This window comes from Marinactinospora rubrisoli (assembly GCF_042664915.1).
GTDB classification, from domain to species: Bacteria; Actinomycetota; Actinomycetes; order Streptosporangiales; family Streptosporangiaceae; genus Marinitenerispora; species Marinitenerispora rubrisoli.
In genome coordinates this window covers 397,974-420,160 of the sequence record NZ_JBHTBH010000005.1, presented here as the reverse complement: position 1 = coordinate 420,160, position 22,187 = coordinate 397,974, and the positions used below count along the sequence as shown (strand labels likewise).

Below are 22,187 nucleotides of genomic sequence, written 5' to 3'. Positions count from 1 at the left end.
CCCAGCACCGACCCACCGCACGAGAAGGAGCACACCGTGCGATTCGGACGCCACCTCGCCCTGACGGGCGCCCTCGCCGGGCTCACCGGCATCTTCTTCACGGCTCTGCCGGCCGACCAGGCCCTGGCCCACGGCGGGCTCACCTACCCCGCCACCCGCACCTACGCCTGCTTCATGGACGCCACCGGCAACACCGGCGGCGGCGCCCTGAACCCGACCAACCCCGCCTGCGCCCAGGCGCTGGAGGAAGGCGGCATCTACGCCTACTACAACTGGTTCGGCAACCTCATCAGCGACGCCGACGGGCGGCACCGCGAGGTCGTCGCCGACGGCGAGCTGTGCGGGCCGACCGAGAGCTTCGCGGCCTTCAACGCGCCGCACGACGAGTGGCCGACCACCGAGCTCCAGTCCGGCGCCGGCATCACCTTCCGGTACAACGCCTGGGCCCCGCACCCGGGCACCTGGTACCAGTACGTCACCAAGGACGACTGGGACCCCGGCCGGCCGCTCACCTGGGACGACCTGGAGCCGCTGCCGTTCGACGAGGTGACCGACCCGCCGATCAACGGCGAGGGCCCGCTCGGCCCGGAGTACACCTGGGAGGCGACGCTGCCCGAGAAGACCGGACGGCACATCATCTACTCGATCTGGGAGCGTTCCGACAGCCCGGAGGCGTTCTACAACTGCGCCGACGTGGTGTTCACCGGCGGACAGAGCGGCGAGGACACCGAGGCCCCCGGCGCGCCGGGCGCTCCGGTCGCCACCGGGGCCACCGCCGACAGCGTCCAGCTGGAGTGGCCGGCCGCCGAGGACAACGTCCGGGTGACCGGTTACGAGGTGCGCGACGCCGCCGGCGAGGTCGTCGCCACGTCCACCCGGACCGCGACGCGCGTCACGGACCTGGAGCCCGGCACCGACTACGAGTTCACCGTGGTGGCCCGCGACGCCGCCGGCAACCGGTCCGCGCCGTCCGAGCCCGTCGCGGTGACCACCGGCGCAGCCCGCAACGCCGACCACTGCGAGGTGGACTACCGGATCACCAGCCAGTGGTCGCAGGGCTACTCCGCCGAGGTGCGCGTCACCAACACCAGTGGCCAGGCCATCAGCGGATGGGACCTGGAATGGTACTTCCTCGGCGACGAGCGGATCGCCTCCGGGTGGTCGGGCACGTTCGAGCAGTCGGGTAAGCGCGTCACGGTGACCGGCAACGGCTCCATCGCGCCCGGCGCGTCGGCGAGCGTCGGGTTCAACGCCGACACCCAGCGGCCGGCCGACGAACCCGACTACTTCGTCCTCGACGGCACCGCCTGCGGCACCGTCGCCTGATCCCCTCCCACCGGGCGGTCGCCGATGGGCGCCCTCTCCCCCATCGGCGACCGCCGCCACGGCCGGGCGGGCGCGGAGTCCGGCCGCCGGTCCGGCGCGGTCGGCGGTTTCCGGCCCGCGGGCGGCGGGATCCGGCATGCTGGCGGCATGCTGATCCGTGACGCGCGGCCGGCCGACTGGCCGCGGATCTGGCCGTTCCTCCGCCGCATCGTGGCGGCCGGTGAGACCTACACGTGGGACCCGGACGTGTCCGAGGACCGGGCCCGCACGCTGTGGCATCCCGCCCCTCCGGGCCGCACCTTCGTCGCCGTTGCCGGGGACGGGGCCGAGGACACCGTGCTGGGTTCGGCGAAACTGCACCCCAACCAGGAGGGACCGGGCGCGCACGTGGCCGGTGCCAGTTTCATGGTGGATCCCGGCCACACCGGCCGCGGGGTCGGCCGCGCGCTGGGCGAGCACGTCATCGCCCGGGCGCGGGCCGACGGCTACCGCGCGATCCAGTTCAACGCGGTGGTCGAGACGAACACCGGCGCGGTCGCGCTGTGGCGCTCCCTCGGCTTCGAGATCCTGGCGACGGTGCCCGAGGCGTTCCGGCATCCGGCGCACGGGTTCGTCGGCCTGCACGTCATGTACCTGCGGCTGTGACGGCGGGCGCGGCCGGAGTCCGCGTTGTCGCCGTCCTCCGCTACCCTGCGCCTCCTCAGGCCCACGGGGAAGGGATGCGCGCATGGCGGGGAAGCGGCCACGGGAGACCGGCTTCGGCCGGTTGCCGGGTTTCGGGCGGGAAGCCGACCTCGTGGAGCTGCTGGAGCGCGGCGCCGCCGATCTGGCCGAGGTCGTGCGGCACGCGCCCGGCCTGCCGCCGCCGCTGGTCGAGGCGGTACTCGCCGTCGGCGGCGAGTGGATCGGCGCCCTGGCCCGCAACACCGCGATGACGGAGAGCGCCGCGCTGCGGTTCCGGCTGGCCGGCACCGGGCATCCGCTGGTCGCGCGGGCCGTCTTCGAGAGCGCCTGGCCGTGGCGGCGGTGGGAGATCCGGGTGCTGCTGGCCGCCGCGGACCCGGCCGACCCCGGCTGGAAGCCGCGGGTGAGCCGGGCCCGCGCCCTCGTCACCGAGTACGCCACCGGCCGGCGCGACGGGGAGCCGCACACCGTGCGCGCGGCCGTCGCCGCGCCGTTCCCGCGCCTGGTCCGGGCGGCCCTGGCCACCGACGGGATCCTGGAGCGGGCGGACGTGCTGCGCGGGCTGCTGTCGCTGCACGACCACGGCGGTCCGGCCCAGCTGCGGGCGGCGCTGGGAGAGCCCGCGATCGACCGTACGCTGCGGCGGCACGGCTGCGCCGACCTCGGTGCCCGGGCGCTCGCCGGTCCGGACGGCGCCGCGGAGCTGCGGGCCGCCGTCGTGGCGGCGGAGGGGACGCCGGGCGGGCCGGCCGAGGACTACCTGAATCCGTGGCGGGAGGTCGACTGGCCCGCGCTGCTCGCCGCGCACGCCGGTCGGGCGCTGCCGCCCTGGCTGGTCGAGGCGCTGGTCGGCCGCGCGGACTGCCCGGACGAGGCGTTCGCGCCGCTGGGCGCCGCCCACCCCGAGCCGGCCGTGCTGCTGGACGGGCTGGAACGCCCGGCCCCCGCGGCGCTGCTCGGCGCGCTGCGCGGCGACGGGATCACGGCCGACACCCTGATCGCGACGTTCGACCGGGGGCTGGGGCGCACGATCACCGGCGAGGACCTGCTGCACCGGGTGCGCCCGGCCCGTGTCGTGCTGGAGGTCGCGCAGGGGGTGCGCGACCCCGGGGAGCGCGCCCGCTCGGAGTGGTGGGCGTTCCGCGCCGCCCTGGCCGATCTGGTGGCGCGGCGGCTGGGCTCGAACGTGGCCGCCTGGCGGGCGCTGCGCGCCGGGCTCGCGGAGTTCCCGGGCACGGTCGCCGAACTGCTGGCCGACGCGGCGGCGCGCGCCGGGGAGGTGGCGGACGCCCCCTGGCCGCACGCCCGGGAACTGCCCGCGCTGACCTTCCCCTGGTGGGTGCTGAAGGGCGAGCGGGCCGCGTTCGTCGAGCTGCTGAACGCGGCGTCGACCGCCGCCCAGCGCGAGCTGCTGCGGCACGTGGACGACGAGACCGCCTCCGACCTGCTCGCCATGGGCGAGTGGCGGCCCGAGTGGCTGGACTGGGCCCGGCGGAGCGGGCCGGGCGGCCGGGACCGGGTGCTTCTCGCCCGGCACCAGCTCGAACGGCAGGTCATCTCCCGCGGCCAGATGGCGACGAGCCTGCCGCGCCGGCCGCTCCCGGCCGAGGTGGTGGCGGAGCTGGCCGCCCTGGACGACCCGGCGGTGAACGCCGCGCTGATCTACCAGCCGCGCCTGCCCCCGCGGCTGCGCGACGCCGTGCTGACCGGCCGGAGGGTCGGCCCCGGGCCGGACGAGCGGCTGCCGTTGGACGCCGGCCTGCGGTCCCAGCTCCTCGACCCGCCGACCTCGTGGGAGGACCTGCTTCCCGCGTTCGGCACCGGCGACCCCGAACTGACGGCGCACTGCATCCGGTCCGGCTGGGCCGACCGGTCACCGGGGCTCCAGCTGCGCGTCGTCCTGGGCCTGTGGGAGCGCAACGGCCCCGGCCTGATCCGCGCGGACGAGCGCCGGTGGCTGCCCGGCTCGTTCGACCGGAGGGTCCGCGTGCTCGTCACCGGGCTGCTGGCCGAGAAGGACGAGGGCGCCGCGCTGGAGAAGCTGCGCGCCGCGGTGGCCGAGGAGGAGTCGACGGAGGCGCTCGTCAGGCGGTTCCGCGAGTCGGGTAGTGACCTCGACATCATCCGGCGGGAGGGGTTCGTCCTGGACTGGCCGGAGCTGTACGCCGCGTTCCAGCGCGGCGCCCTCGACCCGTGGCGGGCCGGCCAGCTCGCGCGCGACGACCTCTGCCCCGAGCCGCTGCGGGACCGTGACTGGGTCCGGCTGACCCGGGCGCAGCAGCGGGCCGTGCGGGAGCTGGCCGACGGCCGCCCCGCCGCCGACGTGCTGGCCGCGACGCCGCTGGCGGCGCGCGCCGGGCGGAGCTGGGTCGAGGAGGCGCTGCACACGCCCGGTCCCGGCCCGGAACGCCGCCTGCTGACGCCCGCCGACGTGCTCCGTCACGGGCGTCCGGCCACCGACGTCCTCACCGCCGTCACGCTCGACGCCCCGGCCCGCCGGGAGCTGGCGGAGCTGGTCCGCGAGCATCTGGACGGACGGCCCGAGGCGTGGGCGCTGGTCTCCCACCTGATCCGCGACTTCCGGGGGACCCTGCCCGAACTGCTGCGCACCGCGGCGCTGGCGGTGGCCTGAGCCGCGGCGCGAGCGCGCGGTGCGGCCCGGCCGGGTGCGCCGGCCGGGCCTTAGCGCGGGGTTCCCGCGCCGCGGTCAGCTCGTGGCGGCGAACACCGCCACCCAGGACAGCGCGGAGTTCCAGTTGATGGTCAGCTCGTTGGTCGCCCACGAGCCGATGTCGTCGATGAAGCAGGTCTGCGGCGCGCAGCCCTGCAGGTTGGCGCGGGCCACGTCATCCCAGGTGTCGGCGTTGGAGTTGGGGCCGCCGGAGACGGTGCCGACGGGCGGGTTGGGCAGGCTGGGGTCGAGCTGGTCGGCGTACCACCGGCTGTGCTGGTTGCGCACGTCGTTGGTGCCGTACCCGGTCACGTAGGACTGGTTGAGGGCGTTGCGGCCGAGGAGGTAGTCCATGCCCTGGAGCACGCCGTCGCGGAACCGGGCCTCGCCGGTGAGGTCGAAGGCGGTCGCGAGCACCACCATGTTGTTGAGCACCTGGCTGTTGGAGCCCCAGACGAACTGGCCGTCGGCCGGGGCGTACGGCATGCCGTACGGCTGCTCCTCGATGGCGGCGAGGTAGCGTTCGGCACCCGCCACGACGGTGGCGCGCACGTCGTCGAGGCCGGGCAGGTCGTTGGGCACGGTGGCGAGCGTGAGCCGGCCGAGCGGGGCGGTCCATTGCCAGCTGAAGCCGTGGTCGGTGAACACGTCCTCGGTGTGCACCGGGGAGGAGGTCACGGCGTCGCGGTATTCGGCGTCCCCGGTGGTGACGTACAGCTCGGCGGCGGCCCAGTAGAACTCGTCCTCGACACGGACGTCGTCGTAGGGGCCGCCGCCGACGCCGGTGGAGGGGGCGAGGATGTCGGGGTTGGCCACGGCCGCCTGCCAGGCGGTCTCGGCCGCGGTGCCGCACCGGGCGGCGAACTCGGCGTCGAAGGGCGCGAACACCCGGGCGCACTGGGCGGCGGCCGCGGCGAGGTTCAGCGTCGCCGCGGTCGAGGGCGGCTGCAGGTACCGGCGCTCGGGGTCCTCCGACGGCAGCAGGGGCAGGCCGGTCCAGTTCTCGTCGTGGATCTTGTGGTGCGCCATCCCGGCGAGGCGCTGGCCCTCCGGCACCTGCATCTTCAGCAGGAACTCCAGCTGCCAGCGCGCCTCGTTGAGGATGTCGGGCACGCCGTCGCCCCGTTCGGGCAGCCGCAGGGTGCCGTCGCCGAGCGCCGCGGGGTCGCCGGTGTCGGCGAGGGTGCTGCGCTCGTAGGCGCTCATGAGCTGGCTGACGGAGATGCCACCGTTGACGACGTACTTGCCATGGTCACCGGCGTCGTACCAGCCGCCGGAGACGTCCAGCCGGTAGTCGCACGTGCCGGGGGCGCAGGGGACGTCGGTGTCGCCCTGGTTGGGTGCCGTGCCGACGTGGCCGGCCGGGCGGCCGTAGCCGGGGGCGATCGCGTCCTGGATCTCGATGCCGCTGCGCTGCGGGTAGTAGAAGGACAGCGCGTCCACCGGTAGCTGCCGGTAGATGTCGTCCGCGATGGTGAAGGGGTGGCTGACCTCGCCGTCGACGGCCAGCGTGTACCCCTGGCCGGCGGCGGTGTGGCCGGTGAAGTCGACGGTGTGCACGTTCTGGGCGGAGCTCGCGTCGTGGCCGCGCGGCACGGTCCGGCCTTCGGCGGCGACGGTTCCGTCGGCGGTCCGCAGCTCCCAGCTCAGCGGCTGGGTGGCGTCTGTGACCACGGTGGCGTTCTTCGGGCCGTCGGGCAGGTAGCCGACCTGGTTGACCTGGACGCGGGGGCCGGTGTCGGCGTGCGCGGGCGACACGGCCGGCGGGCCGATCGGGAGAAGGGCGAGCGCGGCCGCGCAGGTGAGCGCGGCGGCGGCGCGGGCGAGGCGCCGCTCGCGGAACGGGTTCGGCACGGGGGATTCCTCACTGTCGTGGCGACGTCACGTAAGGAAGCGCTCCCGGCCCTGTCCGGCAATGTAACAGCCGCGCGCGGCCGGCGGAAGGGCGCGGCGGCCGCGTGCGGGCGGGGCGGGGTACGGCTGTGCAGGTGTCACCGCAGCTCCGCGCCGACCGGCCGTCCGCGCGGCCGTCCGGGATCGGCCGTTCACCGCCACGTTGCGGACCGGTCCGCCCTGCCGTGGACGTGGCGGGCCGTGCGGTGCCGGCCGGGCCGCGTCCTCGCCCTGCGTGGCCGGGCGGGCGGCGTCATCGGCCGGACGTGGCCACGCGCGGGGTGGGCGCGGTGCCGGACCGCGCCCACCCGGGGTCCGGTCATGGCCGGACCCCGCTGCGTGGCTCAGGGGGCGTCGACCAGCACCCGGCCGTCGGCCGGCGCGTGGTGGGCGAGCGTGCCGCTGTAGTTCGACTCCACGCGGGCGCGCTCGGAGGCGTTGGGGACGGGGTTGGTGCAGGCGGTGCCGGCCGTGGAGCCGGACATCAGGGACGAGCAGGGGCCGGGCTTGACGTCCGGCAGCCCGAGGCTGTGCCCCAGTTCGTGCGCGGCGATGCGGACCGGGTCGTACCCTTCCTCGACGCCCTGGCGGCCCATCCAGACCCGGACCTGGCCGCCGGGCCGGACCGGCCCGAGGTTGGCCTGGGGCCAGCCGTCGCTGGCCAGGACGATGATCTGGGCGCGCTGCCCGGCGCCGGCGCGCACGAGCTGGACGTTGCTCACGTTCTCGTTCCACACCCGGGCGCCGGCGGCGACGGCGTCCCGGAACTCCGCGGCCTGGCTGTCGTCGTAGTAGAGGGTGGTGGCCGCCGCGGACGGCGCGGCCGGGGACGGGCCGGTCGCGGCCACGGCGCCGGTCGTTCCGGTGAAGAGGGCGAGCGCCGCCGTGGTGGCGGCGACGAGGACGCGCAGCGATGTACGTCGCGGCATGTGGGGTCTCCTGGGGGTGAGGGGGCTGCCGGGAGGAGTGCCGTCGGGGGTGTCCGGGGCTGGTGGCCCGCGGGCGCTCGGCGGGGACTCCGTGACCCTTGTGGGGGTTTGGGGATTTTACGTCCGGTGACGGATCGCGACAAGAGGGAAGCATCCCGACATTTCGCCTGGTCAGTCGGCCGCCTCGGTGGCGGCGGCCACGCAGCCCCCGGCCGGAACCGGACGCCAGGGGGCCGCGGCGGGCCGGGGACGCGGGCGGTTCCCCGGGACCGAGTTCGGGCCCGCCGGGGACGAAGACGCTGGTTACGATCCGTTTACATATCGTTTCAGCCTTATTACAATCAGCTTTGGGAGCGCTCCCGCAGCCCTCGCGCTCCCACGTCCCCTTCAGCCGACCGCCGCGCACCACCCCGTGCGGCACGGCGGCCGGCCGGACATCCGGCCGGCCGCCGTAGCGGTCGCCACCACCGATGCCTTCGCTCCCTCGACCGCCCGGCGCAACCGGCGGGCGGCCGGGGCATCGCACTCCCCCGCAGGGGCGCCCCGGCGGCGCCCGGACCTTGAGAAAGGCCGACCATGAGATCGACCTCTCGAAGCACCACCCGCCCCTGGCTCAGACGCGGCCTCGCCTCGGCCGCCGCACTCGCCCTCGGCTCCTCCCTGGTCGCCGCGTCCGCCACGCCGGCCGGCGCCGAGGAGCGCGTCGACAACCCGTTCGCCGGCGCCGACGCCTACGTCAACCCGGAGTGGGCCGAGAACGTGCGCTCGCAGGCGGCGGAGACCGGCGGAGCGCTCGGCCAGCAGATGGAGAGCGTCGCGCAGTACCCCACCGCGGTGTGGATGGACCGCATCGGCGCCATCGAGGGCCCGGCCGGCGGCATGGGCCTGCGCGACCACCTCGACGCGGCACTGGAGCAGCAGGACGGCGGCACGCCGCTGACCGTCACCGTCGTCGTGTACAACCTGCCGAACCGCGACTGCGCGGCGCTGGCCTCCAACGGCGAGCTGCGCATCAGCGAGAACGGCATGCAGCGCTACCAGCAGGAGTACATCGACCCGATCTCGGAGATCCTCGGCGACCCCGCCTACTCCAGCCTGCGGATCGTCACGATCGTCGAACCGGACTCGCTGCCCAACCTGGTGACCAACGTGGACGGTCCGCACGCCACCGAGGACTGCCGGGAGGCCGCCGGACCGGGCGGCTACGTCGAGGGCGTGCGCTACGCGCTGGACAACCTGCAGTTCGAGAACGTGTACAACTACGTCGACATCAGCCACTCGGGCTGGATCGGCTGGCCGGACACCAACTTCCCGCAGACCGTCCGGCTGTTCGACGACACCATCAGCGGCGCGGCGGCCGGGGTGAACAGCGTCAGCGGCTTCATCACCAACACCGCCAACTACACGCCCACCGAGGAGCCGTTCCTCACCAACCCCGACCTCCAGGTCGGCGGCCAGCCGGTGCGGTCGGCCCAGTTCTACGAATGGAACCCGCAATTCTCGGAGCGCCCCTTCGCCCAGGCGCTGCGCACCGCCCTCGTCAACGCCGGCTTCCCCAGTGACATCGGGATGCTGATCGACACCTCCCGCAACGGCTGGGGCGGCCCGGACCGGCCGACCCAGGTCAGCACCTCCACCGACCTCAACACCTACGTCGACGAGTCGCGGGTGGACACCCGGCCGCACCGCGGCAACTGGTGCAACCAGGACGGCGCCGGCATCGGCGAGCGCCCGCAGGCCACGCCCGCGGCGGGGATCGACGCCTTCGTGTGGGTGAAGCCCCCGGGCGAGTCCGACGGCGTCGCCCAGGACGGCATCGTCGACCCCGACGACCCGAACAAGGGCTTCGACCGGATGTGCGACCCCACGCACCACAACACCTGGAACCCGAACATGCCCACCAACGCGCTGCCGAACGCGCCGCACGCGGGCCGCTGGTTCCCCGAGCAGTTCGAAATGCTGGTCGAGAACGCCTACCCCGAGCTCTGACCCGCACCCCGGCCGGTGCGTCCGCCCCCGCGGTGGCGCGCCGGCCCCACCGGCCGGCCTCCGGCGCTGGACGACCCCGCGGCGCCGGAGGCCGCACCACCCCCGTGTGGCCGGCCCGGCGGCGCGTCACGGCTGCGCGGACGGCGGCCCGGGGAACGAGGGCGGCCGGGCGGCGCGCCGCAGCGGCGCCTGGCGTATGACGCGGGACAGGTCCGCGCTGGTGACCATGCCGACGACCCGCCCGCCCTCCACGACCACCCGGACCAGCTCACGGCCGGGCGTCCCCGCCTCCAGCAGTCCGGTCGCGTCGGCACCCGCCTCTTGCACGCCCTGCTCGGGGAGCCGGCGGGCGACCTCGCGCAGCCGGACCTCCGGCCGCCGCTCCGCCGGCACGTCGCGCAGCGTCTCCAGGGTGACGTAGCCACTGGGCCGGCCGTCGAAGTCGACGGTGGGGAACACCGTCTGCCGGGACTCCAGCACGAGGTGCCGGACGCACTCCTCGACGGTGAGCCACTCCGCGGCGACGGCCGGATCCGGCGTCATGACCTCACGCAGCCGCAGTCCGCCCAGGCCGTCGCGCAGGTCACCGGCGGCAGCCTCGCCCCGGGCCGCGGTCGAGAGGAACCAGCCCACGAGCACCAGCCACAGCCCCTCGACCCGCGCCCACACCAGCGTCATCGCCAGGCCCGCGAACACCAGGCCGAGGCCCAGGCCCTCCCCGGCCCGCGAGGTGGCCCGGTCGGCGCGCGCCCGTTCGCCGAACCGCCACCACAGCGCGGCGTGCAGCACCCGGCCGCCGTCCAGCGGCGCGCCCGGCAGCAGGTTGAAGACGGCGAGCAGCACGTTGATCCCCGCGAGCCAGGACAGCGCCATCAGGACGAGCACCGGGGCGGTGGCCAGCGAGGCCGCCACCGCGGCCAGCCAGAACAGCACGCCGGCCACCAGGCTGGTCAGCGGGCCGGCGGCGGCGATCACGAACTCGGCCCTGGGGGTGGCGGCGGGCGCCTCGAACTCGGTGACGCCGCCGAGCGCGAACAGCGTGACGGAGCGGACCCGCACCCCGCGGCGGCGCGCGGTGACGGCGTGCGCGAGCTCGTGGGCGAGCAGCGCGGCGAGGAACAGCACGGCGGCGCCCGCGGCGGTGACCCAGTACAGGCCCGCGGCCGCCTCGGCGCCGCTGCCCGGCAGCACCTCGACCGCCAGCAGGACGGTGATCAGCAGCAGGATCACCACCGTCGACCAGTGCGCGCCCACCGGGACGCCCGAGAGCCGCCCGAGCGGCAGACTGCGCTTCATGGGTTCGGCCTCACCCTCTCCACGATCGCCTTCCCCGATCCCGGCGGCCCCGCGCCCGGACCCGCCGGGCCGGCCGCACAGTGGTCATCCCCGTCGCGTGGTGGGGGGCGGCTCGCGGCCGGCTCGCGGCGCCGCCTCCGGCTCGTCCGGGCGGCGCTGCGCGGGAGCCGTGACCCGGTCGCGCGCCGCGCGCTCCAGCAGCCGCTGGACCTCCGTCTCGGTCGTGGCGGAGAAGTCGGCGTACCACTCGCCGATGGCCATGAAGAACTCCGGCTGTTCGGGGCAGACGACCTCGTCGGCGACCTCACGGAGCCGGTCGACGGCCTCGGGCGCGCCGACGGGGACGGCCACGATCACCCTGGCCGCTCCCTGTGCGCGGGCGATGCGGCAGGCGGCCCGCGCCGTCGCGCCGGTCGCCACCCCGTCGTCGACCAGGACGGCGGTGCGTCCCGAGAGCGGCACCCGGGGGCGCAGGGCGCGCAGGCGGCGGACGCGGCGGTCGAGTTCGGCCCGCTCGCGTCGCTCGACCGCGGCGACGTCCGTCTCGTCCAGACCGGCGTGCCGCAGGGTGTGCTCGTCCAGCACGCGGACGCCGCCCTCACCGATGGCGCCCATGGCCAGCTCCGGCTGGTAGGGCACGCCGAGCTTGCGGACCACGACGACGTCGAGCGGCGCGGCGAGCCGCACGGCGACCTCGTAGGCCACCGGCACGCCGCCGCGCGGCAGACCGAGCACGACGGCGTCCGTGAGCCGCCGCAGCTCCGGCCGGGCGGCCAGCCGCCGCCCCGCCTGCGTTCGGTCCCTGTACAGCATCGCCGACCTCCCGGTGGGCCGGTCCGGGCCCCGCCGCCCTCGTCTGCGATACAACCAGCGGGTGCGGCGGCGCGCCAGGGTCGGAGGACCCGGGAGGGCGGCCGGTGGCACGGACGGGCGGTATCGCGGCGCATGCGACGTAACGTGCCCGTCACGAACAATGACCGGCGCGCCCCGATTCCGTTACTCTGCGGGGTGGGTGGACCGGACACCGTGTCCGCGGTCTCCGGCTTCCCCTACCGCGCCAGCGCCCCCGCGAGAATGGAGCCGCTCCCATGTCGAACGCCGCCTGGATGCGTGGCAACTCGGAGACCCCGCCGGAGATCGACACCTCCACGCCGAGTTTCGCCCGCGTCTACGACTACTTCCTCGGCGGCAAGGACAATTTCGAGGTCGACCGGGCCGTGGGCGACAAGGTGCTGTCGCTGGTCCCCGAGGCGTCGGTGGTCGCGCAGGGCAACCGCACAGCGATCGAGCGGGCGGTGCGGTACCTGGCGGGCGAGGCCGGGATCGACCAGTTCGTCGACATCGGGTCGGGGCTGCCCACGACGAGCAACGTGCACCAGTTCGCCACGGCGGTGAACCCGCGGGCGCACGTCGTCTACGTGGACAACGACCCGATCGTGCTCGCGCACGGCCGGGCCCTCCTGGCGGAGGCGGGCGTGGCGACGGTGATCCAGGCCGACCTGTACGAGCCGGAGGCGATCTTCGAGTCGCCGCAGTTGCGGGAGCTCATCGATCTCTCCCGGCCGGTCGCGATCATTCTGGCCGCGATCATCCACCACGTGCCCGACGAGCAGGACCCGGAGGCGGTCGTCCGCCGGCTGCACGACTTCGTGGTGCCGGGCAGCCATTTCGTGCTGACGCACCTGCACGACTCCGACGAGGACCCGAACGTGGACGAGGCCAAGCGGGTCATCCAGCGGGACCTGGGCGGCTCGATCTTCCGGTCCGCCGACCGGATCCGCGGCTTCCTCGACGGGCTGGAGATCCTGGAGCCGGGCGTGGCGCCGGTGACCGCGTGGCGGCCCAACGGCCCGGCCGGCGAACTGGAGCATCCGCTGCACACGCAGATGGTGGCGGCCATGGCGCGCAGGAACTGACCCGCGCGGTCGCACCGCGCCGGGCGTCTTCGCGGCACCGGGGAACCTCACGGCCCTGTCGGGCGGTGGGGTTCCTTGTATTCGGGCGGGTGCGCGGCCGTCCCGCCGGGACCGTGTCGCTCGGTAGCCGACCGGTGGCGCGTTCCGTGGGGGTCACCCTGTCCCCACCGGATTGCATAGGTTAGCCTAACTTTATGTAGGTAAGGCTTCCTTTAATAAAAGCCGGCCTGACCTGCGTGTCCGCGTCCACCCACCCGTACCCGGCCGCCCGCCGGGTATCGGTCATGCCCGCATCCAGGAGGACAATCGATGAGTTCCCTCGCGCGGCCCACCGACGACCCGCCGGACGGCATCGCGCCCGCGCCCGTCGAGCCGGACCGCACGGCCCACCTGTTCGACGACGGCAACGTGGATCGGTACCGGCGGTCGGTGACCGAGGCCGTCGAACGGGTGGCGAGCAGACTCGCCCGGGTCGACCGGCCCTTCACCGGGATAACGGCGGCCGAACTCGAACCCGAGTTCGCCGCCATCGACCTGGACAAACCGCTGGGCGACCCGGCCGAGGCCCTCGACGAGCTGGAACGCGTCTACCTCCGCGACGCCGTCTACTTCCACCACCCCCGCTACCTCGGCCACCTCAACTGCCCCGTGGTCATCCCGGCCCTGATCGGCGAGACCGTCATCTCCTCGATCAACTCCTCCCTGGACACCTGGGACCAGAGCGCCGGCGGCACCCTCATCGAACGCCGGCTCATCGACTGGACCGCCGGGCGCCTCGGGCTGGGCGCGGCGGCCGACGGCGTCTTCACCAGCGGCGGGACGCAGTCCAACCTGCAGGCGCTGCTCATGGCGCGCGAGGAGGCCCGCGAGCGCGCGCTCGCCGATCCGCGCAACGCCGCGTGGACGGCCGCCGACGTGCTGCCGCGGCTGCGGGTCCTGACCTCCGAGGTGAGCCACTTCAGCATCGCCAAGTCCGCGGCGTTACTGGGCCTGGGGTACGAGGCCGTGGTCTCCGTGCCGTGCGACGCGGACCGCCGGATGCGGCCCGCCGCCCTGGCGGCCGAGCTCGACCGGTGCCGCCGTGCGGGGCTCATCCCCATGGCGGTCGTCGCGACCGCGGGGACCACCGACTTCGGCAGCATCGACCCGATCCCGCGGATCGCCGACCTGTGCGCCGAGGCCGGCGCGTGGCTGCACGTCGACGCCGCCTACGGCTGCGGGCTGCTCGTCTCCCGCCGCCGCCACCTGCTGGACGGGATCGAGCGGGCCGACTCGGTCACCGTCGACTACCACAAGTCGTTCTTCCAGCCGGTCAGCTCCAGCGCGGTCCTCGTGCGCGACCGCGCCGCCCTGCGGCACGCCACCTACCACGCCGACTACCTCAACCCCGAACGGGCCGTGCGCGAGCTGGTCCCGAACCAGGTCGACAAGAGCCTGCAGACCACCCGGCGCTTCGACGCCCTCAAGCTCTGGCTCACGCTGCGCATCATGGGGGCCGACGGCGTCGGCGAACTCTTCGACGACGTGCTCGACCTCGCCGCCGCCGGGTGGGCGCTGCTGGACGAGGACCCGCGCTTCGAGGTCGTGGTCCGGCCGCAGCTCAGCACCCTGGTGTTCCGCTATCTGCCGCCCGGCGGCGCCGACGACCCGGCCCTGGCCGACGCCGTCAACCTGCACGCGCGCGCGGCGCTGCTCGCCTCCGGCGACGCCGTGGTCGCCGGCACCAAGGTCGACGGCCGGCACCACCTCAAGTTCACGCTGCTCAACCCGCGGACCACCCCCGGCGACATCGCGGCCGTGCTCGACCTCATCGCCGACCACGGTCGGCGGTACCTGTCCGAACTCGCGGGCCGCGAGCTCAGCGGCTCGCACGCGAGCTGACCGACGCCCACCAGCGGGAGAACCAGTTGCCCAGCACACCCGACGCCCACGACTTCATCGCCATCGGCCTGGGTCCCTTCAACCTCGGCCTGGCCTGCCTGACCGCCCCTATCCCCGACCTCAACGGCCTGTTCCTGGAGGAGAAGCCGGAGTTCGACTGGCATCCGGGCATGCTCCTGGAGACCGCCGAGCTGCAGACGCCGTTCATGGCCGACCTCGTCACCCTGGCCGACCCCACCTCCCCGTTCTCCTTCCTCAACTACGTGAAGGAGGCGGGGCACCTCTACTCGTTCTACATCCGCGAGCGGTTCTATCCGCTGCGCAGCGAGTACAACGACTACTGCCGGTGGGCCGCGGGCCGGCTCGGTGACGCCGTCCGGTTCGGGCACCACGTCGCCGCGGTCGAGTACGACGACCACGACGGGATGTACGTCGTCCACTCCGTCGAGCGCGCCACCGGCGAGCGCCGGACGCACCGCGCCCCGCGGCTGGTCCTGGGCACGGGGACCCCGCCCTACCTGCCCGAGCCGTGCCGCGGCCTGGCCGGCGACGCCGTGCACAGCTCCCGCTACCTCGACAGCAAGGAGGCGCTGCAGGCCAAGTCGAGCATCACCGTGGTGGGCAGCGGGCAGAGCGCCGCCGAGATCTACCACGACCTGCTGCAGGACATCGACCGGGGCGGTTACGCGCTCAACTGGATCACCCGCTCGCCGCGGTTCTTCCCGCTGGAGTACACCAAGCTCACGCTGGAGATGACCTCGCCGGAGTACGCCGACTACTTCCACGCGCTGCCGTCCCGGACCCGGGACCGCCTCGTGGCCTCCCAGAAGAACCTGTACAAGGGCATCAACTCCTCGCTGATCGACGAGATCTTCGACCTGCTGTACGTGAAGAACCGGCGCGGGCCGTGCCCCACCCGGCTCATGACCAACACGGCCGTGACCGGCGCCCGGTACGACGAGGCGCGCGGGGAGTACGCCCTGGCCCTGCGCCAGGTCGAGCAGGAGCGGGACTTCGGCCTGGCCACCGAGGGACTGGTGCTGGCCACCGGGTACCGGTACGAGCCGCCGTCGTTCCTCTCCCCCATCGCGGACCGGATCCGGTGGGACTCCGCGGGCCGGTTCGCGGTGCGGCGCGACTACACGATCGACACCGCGGGCGGCGGCGTCTTCGTGCAGAACGCCGAACTGCACACGCACGGCTTCGTGGCCCCCGACCTGGGCATGGCCGCCTACCGCAACTCCTGCATCATCCGCGCCATGCTGGGCCGCGAGTACTACCCGATCGAGCGGTCGATCGCGTTCCAGGAGTTCGGTGCGCCCGCCGACGAGAACCGGCCGGCGAAGGCGGCCACCGCGTGAGCGCGGCGGTCCCGGGAGCGGGCGGAACCGTGTTCACCCGCACCGACGAACGGCTCGGGGGGTTCGCGCTGCGGCACGTCGACCCGGCGGCCGACGCCGTCCTGCTGCACGGCTGGCTCACCCACCCCAAGTCGGTGTTCTGGCAGATGGGGGACGCCACGGTCGCCGACGTGCGGCGGCAGTTCCGGCAGACCACCGAGTCCGCGCACGCCGACGCGTTCCTCGGCCTGCACGACGGCCGCCCGGCGTTCCTGGCCGAGCGGTACGACCCCGCCCACAGCGAGCTGCGCGGCAGGTACGCCGCGCGGCCGGGCGACGTCGGCATGCACTTTCTGGTCGCCCCCACCGACCGGCCGCTGCACGGCTTCAGCCGGGCGGTGATCACGACCGTCATGGAACTGCTGTTCGCCGACCCGGCCGCCCGCCGCGTCGTGGTGGAGCCGGACGTGCGCAACCACCCCGTCCACGTCCTCAACGCCGCGGTCGGCTTCCGGGTGATCGGCACCGTGGCGCTGTCCGGCAAGGACGCCTACCTCAGCACCTGCACCCGCGAGCAGTACCTGGCCGCCCGCGCGGCGGCCGCCGTCGAAGGAGCCAACGGATGACCCTTCCCCAACGCGCTTCGGGCGACGCCGTCGCCCACCTGACCGCCGCCAACTGGGACCGCGCCAACCGGCTGCTGGTGCGCAAGGCCCTCGCGGAGTACGCGCACGAGCGGCTGGTCACGCCCGAGCCCACCGCCGACGGCGGCTACGTCGTGCGCGGCGACGGCGGGACGGTGGAGTACCGGTTCACCGCCCGGGTACGCGCGCTCGACCACTGGCAGGTGGACGCCGACAGCATCACGCGGCACCGTGCCGGCGCCGAGCTGCCGCTGGACGCCCTGGACCTGGTGCTGGACCTGCGCGACAGCCTCGCCCTGGGCGACGGCGTGCTTCCCGTCTACCTGGAGGAACTCACCAGCACGCTGGCCGGCAGCGCCTACAAGCTGTCCCGGCCGCCGGTGAGCGCCGCCGAGCTGGCGCGCGCCGGCTTCCAGGCGATCGAGGCGGGGATGACCGAGGGCCACCCATGCTTCGTCGCCAACAACGGGCGGCTCGGCTTCGACTCCACGGAGTACCTGGGCTACGCCCCCGAGACCGGCTCCCGGGTCCGTCTGGTGTGGGTGGCGGCGCGCCGGGAGCGGTCCACGTTCACGTGTTCGCCCGACATCGACTACGACCGGCTGATCGCCGGCGAACTGGACGCGGACACGCTGCGGGCGTTCGCGGCCCGGCTGGCCGAGCGGGGCGGCGACCTCGCCGGCTACCACCTCATCCCCGTCCACCCGTGGCAGTGGGAGAACCGGCTGTCGGTCACCTTCGCCGGAGACGTCGCCCGGGGCGACCTCGTGTACCTGGGGCCCGGCCCGGACGACTACCAGCCGCAGCAGTCGATCCGGACGTTCTTCAACATCTCCGAGCCGTCGCGGCACTACGTGAAGACCGCGCTCTCCGTGCTCAACATGGGCTTCGTGCGCGGGCTCTCGGCCAAGTACATGAAGGCGACCCCGGCCATCAACGACTGGGTGGCCCACCTGGTGTCCGGCGACGAGGTGCTGCGCCGGACCGGGTTCACCGTGCTGCGCGAGCGGGCGGCGATCGGGTACCACAACGAGCGCTACGCGGCGGGGTCCCCGCCCGGCTCGCCGTACACGAAGATGCTCGCCGCGCTGTGGCGGGAGAGCCCGGTGCCGGCCCTGGAGCCCGGAGAGCGGCTCGCCACCATGGCGTCGCTGCTGCACGTCGACCGCGCGGGCGCCTCGGTGGCCGGCGCGCTCATCGCCGAGTCGGGGCTCCCGGCGCCGACGTGGCTGCGCCGCTACCTGGACGCCTACCTGACGCCGGTGCTGCACTGCTTCTACGCCCACCGGCTGGTGTTCATGCCGCACGGCGAGAACATCATCCTGGTCCTGAGGGACGGGGTGCCCCGGCGGGCCATAATGAAGGACATCGGCGAGGAGGTCGGGCTGCTCGACCCGGACACCCCGCTCCCGCCGGAAGTGGACCGGATCCGCGCCGAGGTGCCCGACGACGAGAAGCTGCTGTCGATCCTCACCGACGTCTTCGACTGCTTCCTGCGGTTCCTCAACGCGATCATGGCGGAGGAGGGCCTGCTGACGGAGGCGGAGTTCTGGCGCACCGTCGCCGAGTGCGTCACCGACTACCAGGAGTCCGTACCGCACCTGGCGGAGGAGTTCGCGAGGTACGACATCTTCACCGAGCGATTCCGGCTGTCATGCCTGAACAGGTTGCAGCTCCGCAAGAACACCGAGATGGTCGACCTGCAGGACCCCTCCAGCGCACTCCAGTTCGCGGGGACGCTGGAGAACCCGATCGCCCGGTTCGCCGGGCGGACGGCCCCCCGGCGACCGGCGGAGGAAACGGCCGTCGGCAGGTGACAGCGTCGCGGCGGCCGGGAGGGACGTGGCTCCCGGCCGCCGCGGCTCCGCGCGTACGTGACCTTACCGGCGGTGTCAGTGCTCATGCCCGCCATCGTGCGCCATCCGCCCGCCACGTCGGCGGGTTTCCGTGGAAGCGCTCAGAGCTGCGAGCGACCGTTCCGCCAGTACCCCATGAAGGCGACGGCGTGCCTGGGCACGCCGTGGTCGTTCACCATGAGACGGCGCAGCCGCTTGATCACGCCGGCCTCGCCCGCCAGCCAGCCATAGAGCTCTCCCGCGGCGGCGTCCACCTGGTCCGTGGGCGCGTCGGGTACCTCCCACAGGATCGCGCCCTCACCGTCGATGTCGACGTCGTCCACGTGCTCGGTGCCGGCTCGCTCGCCCGGCCCGCACAGCTCCGTCAGCGCGGCGCGCACGGCCGACTCCAGCAGCTCGCCGTGCGGTCTGGCCGCGTCACCCCGGACCGACCACCGCACCTCGACGCCCTCCGGGAGCCGCCAGGACTGCCGGTCGCCGTCCGCGGGGACCTCGACGCAGACGATTCCGCGCGCGTCCGGCGGAAGGGCCTCGACGATGGACGCCATGGCCGGGACGGCGGTCTCGTCACCGGCCAGCAGCAGCCGCCGGGCGGTGGCGGGCGGCGCCCACTCCACGCCCCACATGCGGCCGGTGCCCGGCCGGGCGGGGCCCACCAGGGCGACCGGCCCGCTCCGGTCGGCGGTGGCGGCCCACCGCGAGGCCGGGCCGGCGTGGCCGTTCTCCAGGCCGTGCAGAACGAAGTCGACGTCGAGCTCCCCGGCCTCGGGGCGGAAGGCGCGCACGGTGTAGGTGCGCAGCACGGGGCGGGTGTCCTCGGGCATGGCCTGCCAGGCGGCGTACCAGCCGTCGCCGTCGGGGACGTCGGCGACCGTCCGGCCGGGGGCGGGCAGCATGAGCTTGATGCGCTGGTCGTCCCCGCCGAAACCGAACTCGCGCAGGGAGTCGCCGCCGAACGTGATCCGCACGAAGTTCGGTCCGAGCCGTTGACGGCCGGCCACCTCGACCGGGTACACGCGGTAGCCGGGTGCCGCGGTGGCGCTCCGCGCGTCGGTGGCTCTGCCCGTGGACATGCGCTCTCCTTTGGTTCCGCTCGCGAACACGAGAAGGCCAGCCTAAGGCAAGGCTTGCCTTACCGAAACCCCGCAGGCGGCGGAAATGGCGGAATTCATGCGGACGGATCGCCGTCCCCGCCGTTACCGGCCGCTTCCGGCGGGCGGCCGCGGGCCGAGGCGGCGCGGCGCGGAGCGCGCGACATGGACGACGTACCGGGAACCGGTGATCGGGCGCGATCAGTACCGGACGAGCCGCGGTTCGCCGTCGCCGAACGGACGCCGGCCGATCCCGTTGGCGCGCGGCCAGGCGCGCGACGCGCCCCAGGCCGGGCGGGCATCGGCGTCGCACACCACAGGAACCCAGTTGGGATCGCCCGCCGACCGGGCCGCGCCGTCGCGCCGGCTCATCCGCGGGCCTGCCGCTCGCCGAGCAGTTCCGGCTCGACGTGCCGTACCCCCGGGAGGGCGGCGATCGCGGCCGTTCGCCGCAGGGCGGCGGCGATACCGCCGTCGGCCGCCCGCACCCAGGCGGCGTGCGGGGCATAGCCCAGGATCCGGTCCATCCGGTACCCGGTCCGTTCCAGTTCGCCGCGGTGCCGTTCGGCCCGGTCGCCCTCGGAGTAGCGGACCAGCACCCGCCCGGTGGGGACCACGAGATCGCCGCCGGGAACGCGCCGGTAGACGGGCCCGAGCACCGCGTCGCCGGACGGTGGCCGCGCCGCCTCGCGGACCGGCCGGACGGCGGGGACCGGGCGGTCGGGGCGGTGCACGGCGACGAGGTCGGCGGCGAGCCGGTACCGGGCCGGGCCGGGGCCGGCCGGACCGGCCGGGACCGTCACCTCCAGCGGCGCCACGGCCGATTCCGGGTGTCGCACACCGGCCATTGTCGCACGTCGGCGAGGGTAGGCCGTGTGCGGGACGGGGCATGCCTGGAGAGGAGGCACGCAGCCGCGACGCATGAGGGGGAGGCGTCATGATCTCGTTCCGGTACGGGGGCGCCCAGGGGGTCCGCCACGAGCTGCAGGACCAGGACGACCTGGTCGTCGTCCGGACGTGGCGGCGCGGCGCGCGGCACGACGTCTCACCACTATCGGCCCGCAGCCGCGCGGCCCGCGACCAGCTCACGCCGCTGTTCGGCTTCCCGCTCGCCGGAGTGGGCGTGTACGGCGCGCCGCCGGGCGCCGCCCCGGAGCTGTCCTCGACGCTGGACGCCGATCCCGAGATCCAGTTCGCCGGTCGCGGGCTGCGCGACGAGCACGGCGCCCCGGTGCTGTACACCGAGAACGTGTTCGTGCGGTTCGCCACCGGCACCACGCCCGGCGCGCGCGAGCGGCTGCTGCGGGCGGCCGGGCTGGTGGTGAAGCGCGAGGTGGAGTACGCGCCGGACGCCTTCTTCGTCGCGGCGCCGCCCGGAACCGGCCGGGACGTCTTCGCCATCGCCGAGGAATTGCTGGAGCACGAGGAGATCGACCTGTGCCACCCGGAGCTCCTCCGCGAGGTCAGCCGCAAACGCGCGTTCCCCCAGCAGTGGCACCTGGCCGCGGCCGTCGTCGAGGGCGAGCACATCGACGCGCACGCCGGAGTGGTGGCGGCCTGGGGGGTCAGCCGAGGTGAGGGCACCACGATCTGTGTCATCGACGACGGCGTGGACGTCGGGCACGAGGAGTTCGCCTCGGCCGGCAAGATCGTCGCGCCGCGCTCGCTCAGCGGGCTGCGCGGTGGCGACCCCCGCCCGGGGGACGGCGACAACCACGGCACCGCGTGTGCGGGGGTCGCCTGCGCGGACGGCAACTGGGGTGCCTCGGGCGTGGCCCCGGCCGCGCGGCTCATGCCGATCCGGCTGGTCTCCGGGCTGGGTTCCCAGGACGAGGCCGACGCGTTCGCCTGGGCGGCCGACAACGGCGCCGACGTCATCTCGGTGAGCTGGGGACCACCGGACGGGCCGTGGTGGAATCCGCAGGATCCCGCGCACGACCGGCGGGTGCCCATGCCGGACAGCACCCGGCTGGCCATCGACCACGCCGTCACGGCCGGGCGCGGCGGGCGGGGCTGCGTCATCGTGTGGGCGGCCGGCAACGGTGCCGAGAGCGTGGACAACGACGGGTACGCGAGCTACGAGAAGGTCATCGCCGTGGCGGCCTGCAACGACTCGGGCCGGCAGAGCGCCTACAGCGACCACGGCGCCGCCATCTGGTGCGCGTTCCCCAGCAGCGACGGCGTGCCGTCCCGGACACCCGGCATCTGGACGACGGACCGGTCGGGCAACGACGGCTACAACCCCGGCGGCGGCGGGGCGCTCGGCGATTCGGGCGGCGACTACACCAACTCGTTCGGCGGCACGTCGAGCGCGGCGCCGGGGGTCGCGGGCGTGGCGGCCCTGGTGCTGTCCGTCGCTCCGGAGCTGTCGTGGACCGAGGTGCGGGAGGTGCTGCGCACTTCGTGCGAGCGGATCGACGACGGCCCCGGAGAGTACGACGAGAACGGGCACAGCGACCGGTACGGCTACGGGCGGATCGACGCCGAACTGGCGGTGGCCAAGGTGCGCGCCCGCCGGACGCTGACCGCCCCGTCCTCCGACGGCTGAGCGCACCGCCCGCTCACGTGCCCTCCGGCGGGCCGGGCGGTTGCCGGGCGGGGGCGGTGGCGCCATCATGGGTGCGCCGCACCGGGCCGTGCCCGGCGCCGGGCACGATATCCGAGCGGACGG

The 22,187-nt window shown here is 74.4% G+C and carries 16 protein-coding genes; 10 read left to right on the top strand and 6 right to left on the bottom strand.

The window, feature by feature from the left end:
* Window positions 1–36: 36 nt before the first annotated feature.
* The 3 genes from ACFQRF_RS13200 to ACFQRF_RS13190 all read left to right on the top strand — a co-directional run bounded on the left by ACFQRF_RS13200 (window position 37) and on the right by ACFQRF_RS13190 (window position 4,642).
* Window positions 37–1,326: a lytic polysaccharide monooxygenase gene (locus ACFQRF_RS13200; protein ID WP_379871349.1), complete on the top strand. Its 1,290-nt coding sequence runs from the start codon at window positions 37–39 to the stop codon at window positions 1,324–1,326.
* A gap of 147 nt (window positions 1,327–1,473) precedes the next feature.
* Entirely contained in the window at window positions 1,474–1,971 is a 498-nt protein-coding gene (locus ACFQRF_RS13195) for a GNAT family N-acetyltransferase (protein ID WP_379871348.1), read from the top strand.
* 82 nt (window positions 1,972–2,053) lie between these two features.
* Window positions 2,054–4,642 (top strand): hypothetical protein, encoded by a 2,589-nt coding sequence (locus ACFQRF_RS13190; protein WP_379871347.1) that lies wholly within the window; start codon window positions 2,054–2,056, stop codon window positions 4,640–4,642.
* Between the two features lie 75 nt (window positions 4,643–4,717).
* Here ACFQRF_RS13190 and ACFQRF_RS13185 read toward each other — a convergent pair whose 3' ends face one another.
* Both ACFQRF_RS13185 and ACFQRF_RS13180 read right to left on the bottom strand, forming a co-directional pair.
* A complete protein-coding gene (locus ACFQRF_RS13185) occupies window positions 4,718–6,535 on the bottom strand; it encodes a glycoside hydrolase family 9 protein (protein WP_379871346.1) in 1,818 nt (605 codons plus the stop codon).
* Between the two features lie 383 nt (window positions 6,536–6,918).
* Window positions 6,919–7,503 (bottom strand): snapalysin family zinc-dependent metalloprotease, encoded by a 585-nt coding sequence (locus ACFQRF_RS13180; protein ID WP_379871345.1) that lies wholly within the window; start codon window positions 7,501–7,503, stop codon window positions 6,919–6,921.
* A gap of 576 nt (window positions 7,504–8,079) precedes the next feature.
* On the opposite strand from ACFQRF_RS13180, the gene ACFQRF_RS13175 reads away from it, so the two are divergent.
* Window positions 8,080–9,492 carry a glycoside hydrolase family 6 protein gene (locus tag ACFQRF_RS13175; RefSeq protein ID WP_379871344.1) on the top strand — a complete coding sequence of 471 codons (1,413 nt, stop codon included), beginning with the start codon at window positions 8,080–8,082 and terminating at the stop codon, window positions 9,490–9,492.
* A 126-nt stretch (window positions 9,493–9,618) separates the two neighbouring features.
* Here the strand turns inward: ACFQRF_RS13175 and ACFQRF_RS13170 are convergent, their stop codons facing one another.
* Together ACFQRF_RS13170 and ACFQRF_RS13165 are read right to left on the bottom strand one after the other, a co-directional pair.
* A complete protein-coding gene (locus ACFQRF_RS13170) occupies window positions 9,619–10,788 on the bottom strand; it encodes a site-2 protease family protein (RefSeq protein ID WP_379871343.1) in 1,170 nt (389 codons plus the stop codon).
* An 84-nt stretch (window positions 10,789–10,872) separates the two neighbouring features.
* The gene (locus ACFQRF_RS13165) at window positions 10,873–11,601 is read right to left on the bottom strand and encodes a phosphoribosyltransferase (protein ID WP_379871342.1); all 729 of its coding nucleotides are present in this window, start codon (window positions 11,599–11,601) and stop codon (window positions 10,873–10,875) included.
* Between the two features lie 275 nt (window positions 11,602–11,876).
* Here ACFQRF_RS13165 and ACFQRF_RS13160 point away from each other — a divergent pair, with 275 nt between their 5' ends.
* The 5 genes from ACFQRF_RS13160 to ACFQRF_RS13140 all read left to right on the top strand — a co-directional run bounded on the left by ACFQRF_RS13160 (window position 11,877) and on the right by ACFQRF_RS13140 (window position 18,386).
* A complete protein-coding gene (locus tag ACFQRF_RS13160) occupies window positions 11,877–12,704 on the top strand; it encodes an SAM-dependent methyltransferase (protein WP_379871341.1) in 828 nt (275 codons plus the stop codon).
* A gap of 309 nt (window positions 12,705–13,013) precedes the next feature.
* Complete coding sequence (locus ACFQRF_RS13155; protein ID WP_379871340.1) at window positions 13,014–14,585, top strand: pyridoxal phosphate-dependent decarboxylase family protein; 1,572 nt, start codon at window positions 13,014–13,016, stop codon at window positions 14,583–14,585.
* Window positions 14,586–14,611: 26 nt separating this feature from the next.
* Complete coding sequence (locus ACFQRF_RS13150) at window positions 14,612–15,946, top strand: lysine N(6)-hydroxylase/L-ornithine N(5)-oxygenase family protein (RefSeq protein WP_379871339.1); 1,335 nt, start codon at window positions 14,612–14,614, stop codon at window positions 15,944–15,946.
* The gene (locus ACFQRF_RS13145; RefSeq protein ID WP_379871338.1) at window positions 15,943–16,551 is read left to right on the top strand and encodes a GNAT family N-acetyltransferase; all 609 of its coding nucleotides are present in this window, start codon (window positions 15,943–15,945) and stop codon (window positions 16,549–16,551) included. The genes ACFQRF_RS13150 and ACFQRF_RS13145 overlap by 4 nt, the downstream gene beginning before the upstream one ends.
* Window positions 16,548–18,386, top strand: a complete 1,839-nt coding sequence (locus ACFQRF_RS13140; RefSeq protein WP_379871337.1) for an IucA/IucC family protein — start codon at window positions 16,548–16,550, stop codon at window positions 18,384–18,386. Before ACFQRF_RS13145 ends, ACFQRF_RS13140 begins: the two co-directional genes overlap by 4 nt.
* Window positions 18,387–18,526: 140 nt before the next feature.
* On the opposite strand, the gene ACFQRF_RS13135 is transcribed toward ACFQRF_RS13140, so the two are convergent.
* On the bottom strand, window positions 18,527–19,498 hold the full coding sequence (locus tag ACFQRF_RS13135) for a siderophore-interacting protein (RefSeq protein ID WP_379871336.1): 972 nt from the start codon (window positions 19,496–19,498) through the stop codon (window positions 18,527–18,529).
* A 386-nt stretch (window positions 19,499–19,884) separates the two neighbouring features.
* The gene (locus ACFQRF_RS13130; protein ID WP_379871335.1) at window positions 19,885–20,355 is read right to left on the bottom strand and encodes a hypothetical protein; all 471 of its coding nucleotides are present in this window, start codon (window positions 20,353–20,355) and stop codon (window positions 19,885–19,887) included.
* A 98-nt stretch (window positions 20,356–20,453) separates the two neighbouring features.
* Between ACFQRF_RS13130 and ACFQRF_RS13125 the strand changes: the two genes are divergently transcribed.
* Complete coding sequence (locus ACFQRF_RS13125) at window positions 20,454–22,064, top strand: S8 family peptidase (RefSeq protein WP_379871334.1); 1,611 nt, start codon at window positions 20,454–20,456, stop codon at window positions 22,062–22,064.
* The last annotated feature ends 123 nt before the right edge of the window (window positions 22,065–22,187 follow it).

Excerpts from the sequence above, each read along its gene's own strand:
- ACFQRF_RS13125 (WP_379871334.1), top strand. The coding sequence starts at position 20,454 with ATGATCTCGTTCCGGTACGGGGGCGCCCAGGGGGTCCGCCACGAGCTG.
- ACFQRF_RS13180 (WP_379871345.1), bottom strand. The coding sequence starts at position 7,503 with ATGCCGCGACGTACATCGCTGCGCGTCCTCGTCGCCGCCACCACGGCG.
- ACFQRF_RS13190 (WP_379871347.1), top strand. The coding sequence starts at position 2,054 with ATGGCGGGGAAGCGGCCACGGGAGACCGGCTTCGGCCGGTTGCCGGGT.
- ACFQRF_RS13140 (WP_379871337.1), top strand. The coding sequence starts at position 16,548 with ATGACCCTTCCCCAACGCGCTTCGGGCGACGCCGTCGCCCACCTGACC.
- ACFQRF_RS13165 (WP_379871342.1), bottom strand. The coding sequence starts at position 11,601 with ATGCTGTACAGGGACCGAACGCAGGCGGGGCGGCGGCTGGCCGCCCGG.
- ACFQRF_RS13160 (WP_379871341.1), top strand. The coding sequence starts at position 11,877 with ATGTCGAACGCCGCCTGGATGCGTGGCAACTCGGAGACCCCGCCGGAG.
- ACFQRF_RS13175 (WP_379871344.1), top strand. The coding sequence starts at position 8,080 with ATGAGATCGACCTCTCGAAGCACCACCCGCCCCTGGCTCAGACGCGGC.
- ACFQRF_RS13170 (WP_379871343.1), bottom strand. The coding sequence starts at position 10,788 with ATGAAGCGCAGTCTGCCGCTCGGGCGGCTCTCGGGCGTCCCGGTGGGC.
- ACFQRF_RS13155 (WP_379871340.1), top strand. The coding sequence starts at position 13,014 with ATGAGTTCCCTCGCGCGGCCCACCGACGACCCGCCGGACGGCATCGCG.
- ACFQRF_RS13135 (WP_379871336.1), bottom strand. The coding sequence starts at position 19,498 with ATGTCCACGGGCAGAGCCACCGACGCGCGGAGCGCCACCGCGGCACCC.
- ACFQRF_RS13195 (WP_379871348.1), top strand. The coding sequence starts at position 1,474 with ATGCTGATCCGTGACGCGCGGCCGGCCGACTGGCCGCGGATCTGGCCG.